The sequence below is a fragment of the Kribbella hippodromi genome, from assembly GCF_039531045.1.
Classification (GTDB): Bacteria; Actinomycetota; Actinomycetes; order Propionibacteriales; family Kribbellaceae; genus Kribbella; species Kribbella hippodromi.
Genome location: NZ_BAAAPH010000007.1, coordinates 273,890 through 290,769, shown reverse-complemented (window position 1 = coordinate 290,769; position 16,880 = coordinate 273,890). Strand labels below are relative to the sequence as shown.

Below are 16,880 nucleotides of genomic sequence, written 5' to 3'. Positions count from 1 at the left end.
CTATGTCGATCAAGCATGGATTGCTGGCGCTGCTCCAGGACGAGCCGAAGTACGGCTATCAACTGCGCGGTGAGTTCGAGGCGGCCACTGGTGCAACCTGGCCGCTGAACATCGGGCAGGTCTACACGACGCTGACCCGGCTGGAACGCGACGGACTGGTGCAGCCGTCCGAAACCCGGACCGCGACGACCGAGGGCGACGGCCGATCGATGTACGAGATCACCGACGCCGGCCGCACCGAGCTGGCGAAATGGTTCGAGACGCCGGTCACCCGCGAGTCCCGCCCGCGGGACGAACTGGCGATCAAACTCGCCCTGGCGCTCGCCGTGCCCGGGGTCGACGTGAGCGCGGTCGTCCAGCGGCAGCGGATGGCGACCATGCAGTCGCTGCAGGAGCTGACCCGGCTGAAGCGGAACAGCGCCGACGGCGAGATCTCCTGGCAGCTGGTGATCGAGTCGATGATCTTCGGCGCCGAGGCCGAGATCCGCTGGCTGGATCATTGCGAAGCGATGCTGTTACGGCACCGCCGCAAACCACGGCCGTCCGTACCGCAGACGCCGCAGACGCCGCAGACGCCGCAGACGCCGCAGACGTACGACGTGCCGGACCAGGAAGAGGCGCGATCATGAGCACGATTCTGGACATCCGTGCCCTGACCAGGACGCACGGCGCGGGCGAGCAGGCCGTACACGCGTTGCGAGGGGTCGATCTGAGCGTGGCCTCCGGTGAACTCGTCGCCGTGATGGGGCCGTCCGGCTCCGGCAAGTCGACGCTGCTGACCTGCGCCGGCGGCCTCGACCGGCCGTCCGGCGGCGAGGTACTTGTCGACGGCAACGATCTGGCCACCCTCGACCGGAATGCCGTGGCCGCGCTGCGCCGCCGCCGGATCGGGTACGTGTTCCAGGACTTCAACCTGATCCCGGCGCTGACCGCCGCGGAGAACGTCGCCTTGCCGCTGGAGCTCGACGGCACGCGGACGCGGACCGCGCGCAAGTTCGCCGTCGCCGCCCTGCTGGAGGTAGGGATCGACGACCTCGCGGACCGGTTCCCGGACGACATGTCCGGTGGCCAGCGGCAACGAGTGGCGATCGCCCGCGCGATCGTCGGCGAACGCCGGCTGCTGCTCGCCGACGAACCGACCGGTGCACTCGACTCCGAAACCGGCGAGGCCGTACTCCAACTGCTCCGCGATCGCTGTGACCAGCACGGGATCGCCGGCGTCCTGGTCACGCACGACGCCCGGCACGCCGCCTGGGCGGACCGCGTCGTGTACCTGCGCGACGGCGTCATGGTCGGCCAGTCCGGACCGCTGCCCGGGGCCGACGCGCTGCTGCAGGAGACGCTCTGATGGGCAACTGGGGTCCGCCGCTGCGGATCGCCCGCCGGACCACGCGGAAATCGCTCGGACGCACCTTGCTGGTGGCGGCGCTGATCGGGCTGCCGGTGATGGCGGCGACCTGGATCGGCGTGATCATGAAGTCCGGTGACACACAGGGCGAGGCGTTCGCGACCCAGACGATCGGCCGGGCGGACGCACAGCTCAACGTCACCCAGTACGGCAAGCTCATGCCGCGGCAGGGACCGCCCGTCCTCTACAACGAACCAGGGCCCGCGAAGGGCTACGAGAAGCCGGTACGGACGCCCGCGACCTTCGACCCGCTGACGCTGCTCCCGTCCGGATCCACGGTGGCGCGCGCGTTCACCGAGGCCGGCCCGGTCGAGATCCAGAACGCGGGGGTGAAGACCGCCGTCACGCTGATCACCGGTGACGGCGCGAATCCGCTGACGAACGGCACCGTGCACCTCGATCAGGGCCGCTTCCCGACCACGTCCGAAGAGATCGCGATCTCGCCGTCGCTGGCGTCCAAACTCGGCCTGCGCGGTGCGTCCGGCACCGTGGTGAGCTCGACCGGCAAGCAGTACGCCGTCGTCGGACTGGCCCGGATGCCGGCCGCGCAGAGTATGCGGGCGATCTTCGCGACCCCGGACACCACCTTGAAGGAGCCGGAGCCCGGCCGCACCGTGCAGTACCTGGTCGATCTGCCGGACTCGGTCGACGCCTCCCGGCTCGGCGACGCCCTGAACGACCAGGGCCTCAATCTCTTGCCGCGGGCAATCATCGTCGATCCGCCGCAGACGTACAGCACCTCCGGGGACGCCGGCGCGTACGCCGCGATGGCGCTGGTGATCGGCTTCGGCATCCTCGAGATCGTGCTGCTCGCCGGCACCGCGTTCGCGGTCGGTGCGCGGCGCCAGACCAGGGAGCTCGGCCTGGTGATGGCAGCCGGCGGCACACCCCGGGACGTACGCCGGATCGTCGCCATGCAAGGCCTCTTCGCGGGCCTGGTCGGCGTACTCGGCGGGCTGGTGCTTGCGGGCCTCGCTGTCTTCGCCGGCAGACCGCTCTGGGAGCGGATGACGGACTCGATCCTCGCCGGCTGGCAGATTCCGTGGGCGATGATCATCGCGATCGCCGTCCTCGGGCTCGGCGCGGGCCTCGCGGCCGCGGCGATTCCGGCGATCAACGCCGGGCGGCAGGCACCGATGACCGCGCTGGCCGGGCAGTTCGCGGTGACCACGAAGGCGGTCCGGATCCGGATCGTCACGGTGGTTCTGCTGGTCGGCGGGCTGATCTGCGTGTTCGCCGGCAGCGGCATGATCGCGTCCGCGCTGGAGACGGCCAGGGCGACGGTCAACGGCCGCTACCAGGCAACGGTCACGCCCACCGGGCCGATCGCCTTGGTCCTGCTGGGCATCACCGCGACCATCATCGCGCTGGTCTGGATGCTGCCGAGCCTGGTCGCCAAGGTGGCCGGCCTGGCCCGCGGGCTGCCGCTCAGCGGCCGGATGGCGATGCGTGACGCGGCCCGGCACCGGCATCGCACCGGCCCGGCGACCGCCGCGATCATGATGGCTGTCGCCGGTACCGCGGCGGTCGCGTTCGCTGCCTCGAACTCGATCGCGGCCAGCGCCGCCGAATATGTCGCGGTCGGCCGGCAGGGCGACGCGGTGATGGGTTTCTCCTCCTTTGTCGAAGACGGCCGTCGTCCGTACTCACCGCAGCTCGCCACCGAGGTCGCGGACCTGCTGCCGGTCCGGCACCAGTACGAGCTCGGTTCCGTGCAGCAGCGCAACGCGAAGGCCAACGACTACGGCTATGTCCCGAGCCTGATGGCCGCCGGTCCGAAGAATCCGGACGGGGTGACCGGCTTTCCCTTGCGGACGGTCGATCCGGCGTTGGTGGCACGATTCGGCGAGTACGGCAAGCAGGCCGCGGCCGCACTCCGATCGGGCCGGATGGTGGTTCCGGAGGTCACGCTGAAGCCCGGGCAGAAGGTTGCCCTGCGCAACGACGACATGGAGACCGGTTCTGTCGGCAGCCTTCCGGCAGCGTCGTTCGGCGACCCGCCACGGGTCGGGTTTCTGCGCGACTTCGCCCTGATCACGCCGGAAATGGCCCGCGCGCTGGGTACGGTCCACATCGGCGATGTCCACTACGAGCTGACCCGCGAACCGTCCGCGGACGAGCTGGCCGCGGTCTCGCGCTTGCTCGGCCGGGACGACATGGTGCAGGTGGAGAAGGGCTACCAGAGTCCCGCCCGCTGGTTCCTGATCGGCATTCTCGGCGCGGCCACCGTGGTCACGCTGCTCGGCGTCGCGATCTCGGTGTCACTGTCGGCGGCCGAAGGCCGGGCCGATCTCGCCACCCTGGCCGCGATCGGTGCGCCACCGCGACGTCGGCGCTCGCTGGCGGCGGCTCAGGCGTGGGTACTCGGACAGCTGGGCTGTGTACTGGGGGTCGGCGTCGGCGCCATGTACGGCTACACGGCGCATGCCGCGTTCGGTTCACCGCACTTCACGATCCCGTGGGCGGAGATCGCCGGCATCGTCATCGTCGTACCGCTCTTCGCGGGACTGCTCGCCTGGCTGCTCACGCGCTCCCGGCTACCGATGGTCAGCCGCATCGACTAGCGCGACCTCCGGATAGGCCACCGGGTACGGCGGTGTGCTTGTGACACGCCAGTTGCCACAAGCACACCGCTGGTACACGACCAGCCCTTCGCTGACCTGATGACTGGACTCCACGGTCCAGCGGTGGCGGTGAATGTCTGTCATGCATCCATCGTGATGTAATGGCATTATGCATCTCAACCCTTACGGCGCCGACGCGGTGCTGCTCGCGGTGAACCTGGTCACCCGGCCGGCGAACACGCCCGAGGAGCTGGCCCAGCGGTGCGAGGAGAGCGGCGTCGAAAGCCGGCTGGTCCGCGAACACCGGGTGACCGCGGCGGACCTCAGCGCCGTACGCACCGCGCTCGACGAGTGGCTGCGGGTGGTCGACGCGCCGGACGAGCAGACGCGCGTCGACCTGATGAACGCGATGCTGGCGAAGTACACCGAGCATCCGCGGCTCACCAATCACGCCGGCGACGGCTGGCACATGCACTACCGGCCGGAGAACGTGTCCGTCGGGCGGCTGGTCGCGACGCTGATCAGTACGGGTACCGCACTGCACTTGGCCGGTCGCGGCATCACCCGCCTCGGCCGCTGCGCCGCCGACGGCTGCAGCGCCGTGTACGCGGACCTCTCCCGCACCGGCCGCCAGCGCTACTGCAGCCCCGCCTGCGCCAACCGCGACGCCGTCCGCCGCCACCGCGCCCGCACCTCCTGACCCGCACGCCCGTCGCTGCTTGCCCCGCCGCAACCCGCACTTTGAGAAGCCACCGCGCGTTTTCGCGGTGAGTTTCTACGCGGTGGGTTCGCAAAGTGGGGGCGAACTAGGATGGGGGGATGAGTGAGAGCAGCGGCGAGGGGCAGGGAGTCCCGATGGCGGGGGCGCAGACCGAGGACGGCAAGGTGCTGATCGTCGGGCCGGACGGTATGGCCGTCGAGGGCCCGCCGCGCTCGGACGACGATCGCGACGACGAACCGCGTTCGGTGACCGAGCTGGTCGAGCAGCCGGCCAAGGTGATGCGGGTCGCGAACATGATTCGCCAGTTGCTCGACGAGGTGAAGTCCGCGCCCCTCGACGAGGCGTCCCGCGCGCGACTGCGGTCGATCCACGAGGCGTCGATCAAGGAGCTGGAGAGCGGCCTGGCGCCGGAGCTGGTCGAAGAGCTCGAGCGGCTCAGCCTCGACTTCACCGACGACAGCACGCCGACCGACGCCGAGCTGCGCATCGCGCAGGCCCAGCTGGTCGGCTGGCTGGAGGGTCTGTTCCACGGCATCCAGACGGCGCTGTTCGCGCAGCAGATGGCCGCGCGGCAGCAGCTGGAGCAGATGCGCCGTGCATTGCCCGGCGGCCAGCAGCTGCCGCCGGACGCCCAGCCCGGCTTCCCCGGCGCGCCGCAGGCCGGCACCACCGACGGCCCGGGCAGCGCGGGGATGTATCTGTAAACCCTTATTTCACTGGCTGGAACAACTCCTCGAGGACGGCGGCGACGCCGTCCTCGTCGTTTGCCGGGGCCGTTTCGTCAACCAGGGCGAGAACTTCGGGGTGCGCGTTCGCCATCCCGTACGAGCGGCCGGCCCAGGCGAGCATCGGCAGATCGTTGATCGAGTCACCGAAGGCGATCGTCTCAGCAGCTGAGATCCCTTGGGTGGCAGCGAAATCGGCGAGCATCGCCGCCTTCGAGACCCCGGACGCGGAGATCTCCACCAAACCGTGACCTCCGCTGTGGCTGGCCGTCACTCGTTGGCCGACCAACGGTGTCACCCGGGCGAGCAGCTCGTCGGACTGCAGGCTCGGATGCCGCACCAGCAGCTTCGCGGCCGGCTCCGCCAGCAGGACGTCGACTGCGGCGATCAAGGTGTCGTCGGGTTTCGGCCAGCGGTTCAGGTAGACCGGTTCCTGTCCGTAGCGGTCCGGTCGCTCGATCGCGAACTGTACGTCCGGCAGCTCGGCGCGGATCGCGTACGCGACCTCGAGCCCCACGGCCGGATCGATCAGCCGGGTCCGGATCGGGGTGCGGTCCACCACGTTGTACAGAATGGCGCCGTTGGCAACAATCGCGACGCCGTGGTCGCCGACCAGATAAGACAGGTCGTGCAGCCACCGAGGTGGCCGGGCAGTGACCATTACGAAAACACTTCCGGCGCGCTGGGCCGCGAGCACCGCGGCGCGGGTCCGGGCGGACACCGTTCCGTCACTGCGGACGAGCGTTCCGTCGAGATCGGTGGCTATCAGGCGGGGGTAGTACGAAGCCGTCACGAGGCCAACCGTATCGCCGTTCGGGCCGGTGCCGCATTACTCCTCCGAGCACCCCGCGCGCAAGCTGTTGGACATCGGTTTCAGGCGGTTTTGACTTATCTGATTGAGCTTTTGACAACGTCATCAGACCGTTACGGCAGGATGCTGCAAAGGCAGCAAGTTCCCCTGCACCGCCGCGGGGACGCATGATTTCATGCGGAGGTCTGGTGGGGAACCGGGGGCTGTTCGGCCGCGTCGTAGGCGTGTTCTGGATCAGCGCGACTGATGCCGCCCCACCTCCGGAAGCACACACAAACGCCGAACAACTGTTGCGGAATTGGCTGCAACCAAAACCGAAGCAGTGGCGTCAAGAGTTTATGGATCGGTGCGTCCCGACGCCCGGGACGACATGGTGGGCCGGCAACCAGTACGCGGGTCCATCAGTTACCGGACTCGTGCGAACGAACGTCGTTCACCGTTCGTTCATTCGGGTCTTGATACTTGGGGAGCCTTGATGACCGTCAACAGCGCCAATCTAGCGGAGCCGGGGGGCAGTAGCTCTCGAGCGGCTGTCGACACATCTTCCAACCGGGAGGGGGCCATGACCGGCTGCATCGCTCGTTCGGACATCTATCAGCACCGCCTGATGGAGGAGCCGCCGCCGGCGTCCGCGACCCGCCGTACCCGCGAGCGGTACGAGCAGCTGGTCCGCGACGCGAAGGCACTGTGCGCTTCGTGCCCGCTGTTCACCGACTGCCTGTACAGCGCGGTCGCCGAGCACGACGTGAGCGGCTTCGTGGCCGGAACCACTGCCGCGCAACGGCGTTCGATCCGCAACCTGCTCGATGTCGAGGTGCAGGCGGACGACTTCGACCAGCTCGCCGGCGCGCGGGGGACGCGCCGGCCGGTGAGCCACGAGGAAGTCCTGCGGCTGCGCACCCAGTACCCGAACGACAGCCTGGAGTCGCTGGCCATGCGGCTGGGCTGCTCGCTGTCCACCGTCAAGCGGCACCTGCGCCGGGCCCGGCGCGGCCAGAGCCCAGCCGCCAAGGCGCCGCGCAAGCGGCCCGAGGTGGGCGCCGTGCTGGACGCTTTCGACACCGTCGTCGACCAGCCGTGCCAGCCCCGCCGGACCGGCAGCAGCCGAGTCGCCTGATCCGATACTCGGCCCGCCAGCGGACTATCGGTCAGCGCACCCTCGGTCACTGACAGCGAAGGCCCGGAAACCCTGTGAACGCAGGGTTTCCGGGCCTTTCGGTTGCCTACAGCAAGTGAACCCTTTCGATCCAGACCGAAAGGGTGTGCTCAGAACCAGCGGTTGAGGATCGCGGCGGCGCCGTCGTCCTGGACGGACTTGGTGACCTCGTCCGCGGCCGCCTTCACCTCGTCGGGGGACGATCCCATCGCGACACCATGGCCGGCGTACGTGAGCATCTCGATGTCGTTGCGGCCGTCGCCGATCGCCACCAGCCCGGACGGCTCCAGGCCGTGCTGCGCAAGCGCCACCTTAAGGCCGGTCGACTTGTCCACACCCTCCGGCGCGATGTCCAGCCAGGCGGTCCAGCCGACGAAGTAGCTGACGCCGTGCAGGCCGAGCCGTTCCGCCAGCCGGACGAAGTCGTCCTCGGACTGCTCCGGGTCGCGGATGATCAACCGGGTCACCGGCTGCGGCGCGAGCTCGTCGTCACCGACCACCCGGATCTTCGCGTCCCGGCCGAGATCGCCCTCCGGAAACGGAGCGGTCACCAGGTACGTACCGTCGGACTCCTCGACCGCCATCCGCGCGTTCGGGGCGTACCGGCGGACCGACTCGATCACCGTCGACGGGTCGAACGTCCGCTCGTCGACAACCTCGCCGTCCGGGTACCCGAGCGTCCGCGCACCGTTGCTACAGACAACGAATCCACCGGCCGGCAGACCGAGCCGCTCGGCCACCGGTTTGGTGGTCGACCAGGCCCGGCCGGTGGCCAGGATCACCGGTACCCGCGCGGCGGTGCGCCGGATCGCGTCCACGACCGCGGGCGACATCCCCTCGTCGTGGTCGATCAGCGTTCCGTCGATGTCCAGGGCAACAGCTGTCGGTTGCTCGATCATTTGGCGACCGGCTCGAGGACCTCGCGGCCGCCCAGGTACGGCCGCAAGGCGGTCGGTACCCGGACCGAGCCGTCCGCCTGCTGGTGCGTCTCCAGGATGGCGACGATCCAGCGGGTGGTGGCCAGCGTGCCGTTCAGCGTCGCGACCGGCTGCGTCTTGCCGTCGGCGTCCCGGTGCCGGATGTTCAGCCGGCGGGCCTGGAAGTCCGTGCAGTTCGACGTCGAGGTCAGCTCCCGGTACGCGCCCTGCGTCGGCACCCACGCCTCGCAGTCGAACTTCCGGTACGCCGACACGCCGAGATCACCGGTGGCGGTGTCGATCACCCGGTAGCTCAGCTCCATCTTGTCGAGCATCTCCTTCTCCCAGGCCAGCAGCCGCAGGTGCTCGGCGGCCGCGTCCTCGAGCCTGCAGTAGGAGAACATCTCGACCTTGTCGAACTGGTGGACGCGGATGATCCCGCGGGTGTCCTTCCCGTGCGACCCGGCTTCCTTCCGGTAGCACGACGACCAGCCCGCGTACCGGATCGGGCCGGCGCTCAGGTCGAGGATCTCGTCCATGTGGTACCCGGCCAGCGCGACCTCGGACGTACCCGTCAGGTACAGCTCCGGGTCCTCCAGCCGGTACACGTCGTCGTGCGCCGACAGGTACCCGGTGCCGCCCATCACCTCGGGCTTGACCAGGGTCGGCGTGATCATCGGGGTGAAACCGGCCTCGACCGCCTGCTGGATCGCCAGCTGCAGCATGCCGAGCTGGAGCAGCATCCCGGCGCCCTTGAGGAAGTAGAACCGGGCGCCGGAGATCTTCGCGCCGCGCTCCATGTCGATCGCGCCGAGCAGCTCGCCCAGCTCGAGGTGGTCGCGCGGCTCGAAGCCCTCGGCCGCGAAGTCGCGCGGCTTGCCGACCTCCTCGACCACGACGAAGTCGTCCTCGCCACCGACCGGCGCCTCGTCCGAGACCAGGTTCGGCAGCGCCTTGGCGAGCTCGTCGAAACGCAGCTCGGCCTCCTTCGCCGCCGCCTCGTTCGCCTTCACGTCGACGGCCACGGTCTTGGTCCGCTCCAGCAACGCCGCCCGCTCGTCACCCTTGGCCTGCGCGACCTGCTTGCCGAGCGTTTTCTGCTCGGCCCGGAGCGCCTCGAAGGCGGAGATGGACGATCGACGCTCACTGTCGGCGACCAGAACCCGGTCCACCAGGTCCGTACTCTCGCCGCGCTTGGTCAGGGCCGCGCGGACGGCATCGGGGTTCTCACGGAGCAGTTTCGCGTCAATCACACCCTGAGGGTATCGGGGCGTGTCTGAACCGGCGAAGTGTATTCGGGATGATGTGGTGTGCACAGGCGATCGTCGAGGGGGCTTTGAGCGGGCGATGAACCACCATCCACCCAGTCAGGTCGGCCGTGTGCTCACGGTCGTACTGGGTGCGTTGCCGTTCACCGTGGTCACACTGCTGGTCTTCAAGCACTGGCCGCCGCTGGCCCGCTGGGACCAGTCGGTCGCGGCCAAGTCCGGCGCGTACGGAGCCACGCACGAGGGTGTCGTCGATTTCTGGCAGGTCGTCGGCGTGGTGGCTCAGCCGTGGACGACGCGGGCGGTGATCCTCGTCGTCGCCGCGTACCTGTGGCACCGCCGGGCCCGGCTGCTGACGATCTGGCTGCTCACCTCGGCGGCGGCCGAGCTGGCCCTGGTCCAGGCGGTCAAGGCGATCTTCGAGCGCGACCGCCCGGTACACATGCTGGTCGAGACCACCGGCTTCTCGTACGTCTCCGGGCACGCGACCGCCGCCTTCGTGCTGGCCGGCGCGCTCGGCGTCGTGCTGCCGTCGGTCCGCGGCTGGCGCCGGCGGTTCCGGCTGCTCGTACTCCTGCCGGTCGTCATTGTGGTGTGGATCGCATCCGCCGACCGGATCGTGCTGAACGTGCATTACGTGTCGGACGTCCTCGGTGGCTGGGCGCTCGGGCTGGCCATCCTGACCGCGACGTCGATCGGCTTCGGGTTGCGCCCAGGCCTACGGCGCCGCCGCCGGCGTACGCCCTCCGACGGGGAAGGCACGACCGCGCCGCCACGCGCCGCGGTGATCGTGAACCCGATCAAGGTCGGCGACGGGGTCGCGTTCCGGCGGAAGGTGACCCGGGCGCTCGCGGTTCGCGGGTACGAGGAACCGCTCTGGCTGGAAACCCGGGTCGACGACGCCGGCCAGGCGATGGCGAAACAAGCGATCGAGCACGATTCGGATCTGGTCCTGGTCGCGGGCGGTGACGGTACGGTCCGCGTGGTGTGCGCGACGCTCGCGCACACCGGCATACCCGTCGGCGTCATCCCGGCCGGCACCGGCAACCTGCTGGCCCGGAACCTGCACATCCCGCTCGACCTGGACGATGCGTTGGAGCGCATCCTGGAGGGTCGCGACCGGCGCATCGACCTGGTCCGCGTACAGGGCGACGACCTCGACACCGACCGCTTCGCCGTGATGGCCGGCCTCGGCCTGGACGCCGCGATCATGTCGGACGCACCGCCACATCTGAAGAAGCAGATCGGCTGGACCGCGTACTTGGTGTCCGCCGCGAAGAACGTGAACCACCCGTCCGTACGCGTCACCATCACCCTGGACGACGCGGAACCGATCGAGCGCCGCGTCCGGACCGTGGTGGTCGGGAACGTCGGCATGCTGCAGGCGAACATCCCGCTGCTTCCAGATGCGCGGCCGGATGACGGTTTGCTGGACGTGGTCGTGATCGCCCCGCGCCGGGTGACGCAGTGGCCGATCGTCCTGTGGCGCTTGATGACGCGTACGAACCGCAGCGACATGTACTTGGAACGCTTCACCGGCCACAAGGTGGAGATCCACGCCGCGGTAGACGTCCAACGCCAACTGGACGGCGACCCGATCGGCCCCGGCCGGTACTTGACCACAGAGATCGAACCGGGCGCGCTGACCGCCCGGGTACCTAAGCGCCGCTGAATCCACGAGCAGACTCCGCCATCGGGTCGGTTGTTGGGCGCCCGATCCTTCCAGCGGTACCGAAGCACGGGTAGTGGTGGTGCGGACCACCACTTCAGCAGCGGCGTCCCCGCTTGACACAGCCACCAACCCGGCACCACTACCCGTCCTTCGGTACCTGGTCCGCGGGGCATTGGGTGGTCCGCTCAACCAGCTGATGCGACGGCGGCCGCACGTCGCGGCGACAGCTGCAGGTCTCGGAGGCAGCCGCACGTCTCGGAGGCAGCTGCAGGTCTCGGCGACATCTGCAGGTTTCGGCGACAGCCCGGGGAACCCGGCGACACCCGCACGTCACAGCGACAGCTGCAGGCTCCGGCGACAGCCGCACGTTCCGGCGACAGCCGCAGGTTTCGCGACAGCCCGGGGAGGGCGGCGACAGTCGCAACGACCAGCGGAAGCCGGGGGATGTATCGGCGCTAAGCCTGGGGGTGGGTGGGTAGCGCGCGTAGGGAACGCGGCGAGGAGCGGAGCGACGAGTGGCGGCCGCGGGGTGCGCGGGGGCGTATGCGGAGTGCGCGGGGGCGTACGTGGGAGGAAAACTACGGCTGATCGGTGGTGGGTTGGAGGGATTGCAGGGCTTGTTGTTCTTCGGGGGAGAGTTTGGATTCGCTGGTGTAGGTCTTGATTTCCTTGGCGTACGTGCGGGCGTCGGCTCGGCTGTTGATCGAGGTGAGGACTACGCCGTTGCCGTTGTCGTCCAGGAGGGCCATGGACCAGGAGAGTTTTCCGCCGGTGTCGCCGAAGGCGTCGTAGCGGACGACGGCCAGATGCTGGAGGGCCAGTTTCAGGTCGGCGCGGGTGCTGGTCAGGTCCTTGGTGAGTTTGCGGAGTTCGGACTTGACCGTGCCGGGCTTGGGTTCGGGGTGTGTCTCGGGTTCCGGTTCGGGGGTGGGGGCCGGGACGGCGGGGCGGGCCGGCGGGGCGGTTCGGGCGCGGAGGGCCTGGATCGCGAACACCAGGGCGAGCACCGCCACGAACAGAGCGGCAATTGCGAAAGCACCGGCTAACGACGAAGACACGCACGAGAGCCTAAGGCATACGGTGTACTGCCTGAGTGTTCAGGTGATCGCACAGTGTGTGCACACCAGGACGGATGCGGTACGAAGAGCTTGGGCAACGTAGATTCGCGGCGTGACACATTTGCCTGATCAGGGGCCACAACCCGGCGTCCACGACCTCGGGTACGCGCGGCTCGACACCGACCGGATGGAGCGGACCGGCGACGCGGAGGTCGTCTACGGAGCGGGTAAGACACCGTCTCAGGTAGTGGAACTGCTGCGGACCCTGCACGCGACCCACCCGGGGCACGCCGTGCTCGCGACCCGGCTGAGCGTCGAGGCGCAGGACGCAGTGCACGCCGCGCTGCCGGACGCGGTCGTCGATCCGGTCGGGCGTACGGCCGTACTTGGTCAACCGCCCGCGCTGCACGGGACTGTCGCCGTGGTCGCGGCGGGTACGTCGGATGCGCCGGTCGCGGCGGAGGCGGCGACAACCGCGCGGGTGTTCGGCGCGGGGGTGGAGATGATCACGGACGTCGGGGTCGCCGGGCTGCACCGGATTCTCGGCGTACGCGAGCGGCTGGACGCGGCGGACTGCCTGATCGTGGTCGCGGGGATGGAAGGTGCGCTGCCGAGCGTGGTCGGTGGACTGGTCGGCGTACCGCTGGTGGCGGTGCCGACGTCGGTCGGGTACGGGGCGTCGTTCGGCGGCCTGGCCGCACTGCTCGGGATGCTGAACTCGTGTGCGCCGGGGGTGTCGGTGGTGAACATCGACAATGGGTTCGGGGCCGGGGTGTTCGCGGCTCGGGTCGCGCGGCAGTCGGTGCCGCGGACGACGAAGGAGGCCTGATGCGGATCGCTTGGCTGGACTGTTCGGCCGGCGCGTCCGGTGACATGCTGCTCGGTGCGCTGCTGTCGGCGGGGGCTGATCTCGCGGAGGTGAATGCCGCGGTCGCGGCCGTCGATCCGTCGTTGTCGGTGACGGTCACCGCGACCGCCCGGCACCAGATCGCCGCCACCAAAGCCACAGTCGAGGTACACGGCACCCCCCACCCAGAAAACTTCCCGGACGCCGCACAGGGCGAGGGCGGGCACGATGCGGGCGCCGGGCACGGCCACGGACATGGGCACGACGACGGCGCCGGGCAAGAACATGGCGCCGGGCACGGCCACGGCCACGGCCACGGCCACGGCCACGGGCATGAGCATGGGCCGACGCGGCCGTGGGCTGAGGTGCGGCGGTTGCTTGAAGAAGCTCGGTTGGACGATGCCGTACGAGCCAAGGCGCTCGACACCTTCGCCCGGCTGGCCCGGGCCGAGGCGTCGGCGCATGGGGTCGAGCCGGACACGGTGCACTTCCACGAGGTAGGCGCGCTGGACGCGATCGCGGACATCGTCGGTGTCGCCGCCGCAGCCGTCAGCCTCGGACTCGAGCATGTCGTCGTCTCAACCATCACCCTCGGCGGCGGCACCCAGGTACGCGGCCAGCATGGCGGTATCCCGATCCCCGGCCCGGCCGTACTGCACTTGGTCACCGAAGCCGAAGCCCCGGTCATCGGCGGCACCGCTCCGTACGAAATGACAACCCCGACCGGCGCCGCTCTCCTCGCAACACTGGCGGACGAGTACGGGATGATGCCGCCGATGCGCGTGACCCGGACCGGTGTCGGCGCGGGCGGCCGTGATCCGGTCGAGGTACCGAACCTGCTCCGCGTGATCGTGGGCGAGACCTCCGATCGACCGGCGACCGAGCTGGTCTACGAGACGAACGTCGACGATCTCGACCCGCGGTTGTGGCCGCCGGTGCTGGCGAAGCTGCTCGCGGCCGGTGCCGCCGACGCCTGGCTGACGCCGATCCTGATGAAGAAGGGCCGGCCGGCGCACACCCTTTCGGTGCTCGTCACCGGCACGAAGGCGGCCGCGGTCCGGAAGGTCATCCTCACCGAGACGACCGCGATCGGCCTGCGTGAGTACCCGATCACCAAGCACGCGGCGGACCGCGAGTTCAGCACGGTCAAGCTCGACGGTCAGACCATCAGCGTGAAGATCGCCCGGTACGACGGCCAGGTGGTGAACGTGCAACCCGAGTACGACGACGTGGTCGCCGCCGCCACCGAGCTGGGTCAGCCGGTCAAGCTCGTCCTCGCCCGCGCGATCGCCGCCGCCGAATCCCTCTGGAGCTGACCAAGCAGTGGACCGCCGAGGTCAGTGCACCTCGGCAGCCTGCTGCGGGACCGACTTCGGCTTGCGGCGCGGCCAGTCGTACGGCCACCACTGCGCGCCCTGGCGCCGCGCCCAGACGATCAGCCCGATCAGTACGGCCAGCTCGACTGCCGGGGTGAGCGTGTCCCGCAGCCGTGCGCTGAAGAACTCCAGCGAGTCCGACAAGCTGGCCGCGACCTGCCGTGCGTTCGGATCCCGGCCGGGTACGTAGGCGATCGCGAGCATGGTCGTACGAATCACCATCAGCGTGTCCACCTTCGAAGCGGCCACGCCCGCGAGCGCGGCCCAGGCGATCACGTCGTACCAGGGCAGCGAGTACATCGCGGTCAGCACCCACGGGATCGCGTAGATCGCCGTGTACCGGAGGGCGGCCGGGGCCGGGTCGTCCGGGTGCGTCTGCGGGATGAGCGACTTCGGGAACACCTGGGAGAGCAGGATCGCCACCACGACCAGGCCGACCCAAGCGAGGATTGCCAGCACGGTCCGCACCAGGCCGTTGGGCAGGAAGAGCGTGAAGAAGCTCAGCAGCACCTTGTGCGGCGTGCCGGTGGAGATGAACGAGGTCTGCGATCGCGCTTGCTGGAACGCCTGCAGGCCGACGATCGCGTACAGCCCGCCCATCGCGATCGCGCCGCCGCCGCAGAAGAAGATCGCCTTGCGCCGATCCGCGCGCAGCGACCACAGCATCGCCACCCCGACCAGACCGATGGACAGCTTCGTACAGCCCGCGACGCCGAGCATCAGACCGGCCAGGAACACGTGCCGGCGGAGCAGCATCAGCGCGATCACCGCGAACATCACCGCGATCGCGTCGTTGTGCGCACCGGCCAGCACCGCCCAGAGCAGCAGCGGGTTCGCCAGGCTGAGCATGATCACGCGCCGGCGGGCCGGCAGGTTCTTGCCGACCAGCTTCACCAGCAGCAGACCGGTGACGACCAAGCTGATCCCGACCGACAACTGCAGCATCCACACGGTGAGCTGCGACGAGTCGCCGCCGATCTTCGACGCCAGCCACTGAATCCACGTGGCGATCGGCCCGTACACACTGCGCGCGCCCTGCCACGGCCGCTCGGTCGCGGCGATCACCGGGTCGTACCCGAGCCGGATCGTGTCCGCGGGCGACGCCGTGTACGGGTCGCCGCCGAGCGCCATGATCCGCCCGTACGCCGCGTAGATCAGGACGTCGCCGGAGGCCATTGGCGGGACCAACGTGATGGCCGCCGTCGTACCGATGCCCAAGGCAATCAAACGGTTGACGCGCGGCGCCCAGCCGTGCCGAAGCGCCTTCGTGGCCAGGTACACGCCGTATCCACCGAGCAGGATGGCCACGTAGATCATCACCGACACGAGCCAGTCGTTCGGCTTCGTGTCGAACCAGTACGTCGGCAGCCACGGATGCCGGTTGGTCAGCGTCAGGACGACCACCGACGGACCGAGCAGGCCGACCGCGACGATCAGCGCCGTACAAGCAAGATAGAGAGCAACTGCCCGGCGACCGTACTTCCGTCCAAGCTCCAGATCGGTGTTCATTGCGTCGACTTCCGCGGGAACAGGCTGCGCAACGACGGTCCACCGCCGTCCGCGGGCAGCGCGCTCCGGGCGGCGAGCGCGCGGCGGACGTGCCGGTACTGCTTCGCGCGGTGCAGCTGGCCGCGCAGGTCGGTCCCGGTGGCCCGGTGCCGGACGTCGATCGGCACCTCGAGGATCCGGAAGCCTTTCCGGCCGAGGTCGATCGTCAGCGCGGTCTCCACCCCGAACCCGAACGCCAGCGGCACGGCGGAGTCGAACGCGGCCCGGGTCAGGCAGCGCTGACCGGACAACGGCTGCTCCGGCGCCCAGCCGGTGGCCTCTTGAATGCCGGTCCGGGACAGCCGGACCACGAATCCGTGCCCGCCGGCCTTCGATCCGTCGGCGCGGACCTGGACCGGCAGCGTACCGATGGTCATGTCCGCGCGGCCGGTCTGCACCGGCTCGATCAGTGGACCGGCGGCGGCCGCGGTGTCGGTCAGGTCAGCGTCCAGGAACAGCAGGTGCCGCGGGCGGGCGCCGTCGCGCTCGGCGACGGCGGCGGCGCCGGACTCCATCGCCGCGGCCTTTCCACGGTTCCGTTCGTGCCGGACGACGACCGCGCCGGCTCCCGCGGCGACCTCGGCCGTGCGGTCCGTGGAGCCGTCGTCGACGACCACGACCAGGTCCACTCCGATGATCTTGTGCACCGCGTCGACGGTCATCGCGATCCGGTCCGCCTCGTCCTTCGCCGGGATCACACAGGCGACGGCACGCTCGAACGGTTCGGGGGAGACATCTTCACCGGGCACAGCACTGCAGCCTAGTTCCTCCGCGGCCGATCGACGTCGTCAGCGGTCACCAGGCGGGGA

Annotated in this window: 15 protein-coding genes; 9 read left to right on the top strand and 6 right to left on the bottom strand. The window is 69.5% G+C overall.

Features of this window, described 5'->3' with window-relative positions; genetic code table 11:
• Positions 1–2: 2 nt before the first annotated feature.
• The 5 genes from ABD260_RS13695 to ABD260_RS13675 all read left to right on the top strand — a co-directional run bounded on the left by ABD260_RS13695 (position 3) and on the right by ABD260_RS13675 (position 5,397).
• Complete coding sequence (locus ABD260_RS13695) at positions 3–629, top strand: helix-turn-helix transcriptional regulator (protein ID WP_344233844.1); 627 nt, start codon at positions 3–5, stop codon at positions 627–629.
• Complete coding sequence (locus ABD260_RS13690) at positions 626–1,348, top strand: ABC transporter ATP-binding protein (RefSeq protein ID WP_344233843.1); 723 nt, start codon at positions 626–628, stop codon at positions 1,346–1,348. The genes ABD260_RS13695 and ABD260_RS13690 overlap by 4 nt, the downstream gene beginning before the upstream one ends.
• Positions 1,348–3,972 carry an FtsX-like permease family protein gene (locus tag ABD260_RS13685; protein WP_344233842.1) on the top strand — a complete coding sequence of 875 codons (2,625 nt, stop codon included), beginning with the start codon at positions 1,348–1,350 and terminating at the stop codon, positions 3,970–3,972. Before ABD260_RS13690 ends, ABD260_RS13685 begins: the two co-directional genes overlap by 1 nt.
• A 169-nt stretch (positions 3,973–4,141) precedes the next feature.
• A complete protein-coding gene (locus tag ABD260_RS13680; RefSeq protein ID WP_344233841.1) occupies positions 4,142–4,672 on the top strand; it encodes a CGNR zinc finger domain-containing protein in 531 nt (176 codons plus the stop codon).
• 119 nt (positions 4,673–4,791) lie between these two features.
• Positions 4,792–5,397: a bacterial proteasome activator family protein gene (locus ABD260_RS13675; RefSeq protein WP_344233840.1), complete on the top strand. Its 606-nt coding sequence runs from the start codon at positions 4,792–4,794 to the stop codon at positions 5,395–5,397.
• A gap of 4 nt (positions 5,398–5,401) precedes the next feature.
• On the opposite strand, the gene ABD260_RS13670 is transcribed toward ABD260_RS13675, so the two are convergent.
• The gene (locus tag ABD260_RS13670) at positions 5,402–6,211 is read right to left on the bottom strand and encodes an HAD family hydrolase (protein ID WP_344233839.1); all 810 of its coding nucleotides are present in this window, start codon (positions 6,209–6,211) and stop codon (positions 5,402–5,404) included.
• A gap of 580 nt (positions 6,212–6,791) precedes the next feature.
• Here ABD260_RS13670 and ABD260_RS13665 point away from each other — a divergent pair.
• A complete protein-coding gene (locus tag ABD260_RS13665) occupies positions 6,792–7,346 on the top strand; it encodes a WhiB family transcriptional regulator (RefSeq protein WP_344233838.1) in 555 nt (184 codons plus the stop codon).
• A gap of 149 nt (positions 7,347–7,495) precedes the next feature.
• Here the strand turns inward: ABD260_RS13665 and ABD260_RS13660 are convergent, their stop codons facing one another.
• Entirely contained in the window at positions 7,496–8,284 is a 789-nt protein-coding gene (locus ABD260_RS13660) for an HAD family hydrolase (protein WP_344233837.1), read from the bottom strand.
• Positions 8,281–9,555 (bottom strand): serine--tRNA ligase, encoded by a 1,275-nt coding sequence (serS, locus tag ABD260_RS13655; RefSeq protein ID WP_344233836.1) that lies wholly within the window; start codon positions 9,553–9,555, stop codon positions 8,281–8,283. Before serS ends, ABD260_RS13660 begins: the two co-directional genes overlap by 4 nt.
• A 94-nt stretch (positions 9,556–9,649) precedes the next feature.
• Here serS and ABD260_RS13650 point away from each other — a divergent pair, with 94 nt between their 5' ends.
• Positions 9,650–11,242 carry a bifunctional phosphatase PAP2/diacylglycerol kinase family protein gene (locus tag ABD260_RS13650; protein ID WP_344233835.1) on the top strand — a complete coding sequence of 531 codons (1,593 nt, stop codon included), beginning with the start codon at positions 9,650–9,652 and terminating at the stop codon, positions 11,240–11,242.
• Between the two features lie 578 nt (positions 11,243–11,820).
• Here ABD260_RS13650 and ABD260_RS13645 read toward each other — a convergent pair.
• On the bottom strand, positions 11,821–12,300 hold the full coding sequence (locus ABD260_RS13645) for a DUF4446 family protein (protein ID WP_344233834.1): 480 nt from the start codon (positions 12,298–12,300) through the stop codon (positions 11,821–11,823).
• A gap of 112 nt (positions 12,301–12,412) precedes the next feature.
• On the opposite strand from ABD260_RS13645, the gene larB reads away from it, so the two are divergent.
• Together larB and larC are read left to right on the top strand one after the other, a co-directional pair.
• Entirely contained in the window at positions 12,413–13,129 is a 717-nt protein-coding gene (gene larB, locus ABD260_RS13640; RefSeq protein WP_344233833.1) for a nickel pincer cofactor biosynthesis protein LarB, read from the top strand.
• Positions 13,129–14,463 carry a nickel pincer cofactor biosynthesis protein LarC gene (gene larC / locus ABD260_RS13635; protein WP_344233832.1) on the top strand — a complete coding sequence of 445 codons (1,335 nt, stop codon included), beginning with the start codon at positions 13,129–13,131 and terminating at the stop codon, positions 14,461–14,463. Before larB ends, larC begins: the two co-directional genes overlap by 1 nt.
• A 21-nt stretch (positions 14,464–14,484) precedes the next feature.
• On the opposite strand, the gene ABD260_RS13630 is transcribed toward larC, so the two are convergent.
• A complete protein-coding gene (locus ABD260_RS13630; protein ID WP_344233831.1) occupies positions 14,485–16,032 on the bottom strand; it encodes an MptA/MptB family glycosyltransferase in 1,548 nt (515 codons plus the stop codon).
• Complete coding sequence (locus ABD260_RS13625) at positions 16,029–16,820, bottom strand: glycosyltransferase (RefSeq protein WP_344233830.1); 792 nt, start codon at positions 16,818–16,820, stop codon at positions 16,029–16,031. The genes ABD260_RS13630 and ABD260_RS13625 overlap by 4 nt, the downstream gene beginning before the upstream one ends.
• Positions 16,821–16,880 lie beyond the last annotated feature (60 nt).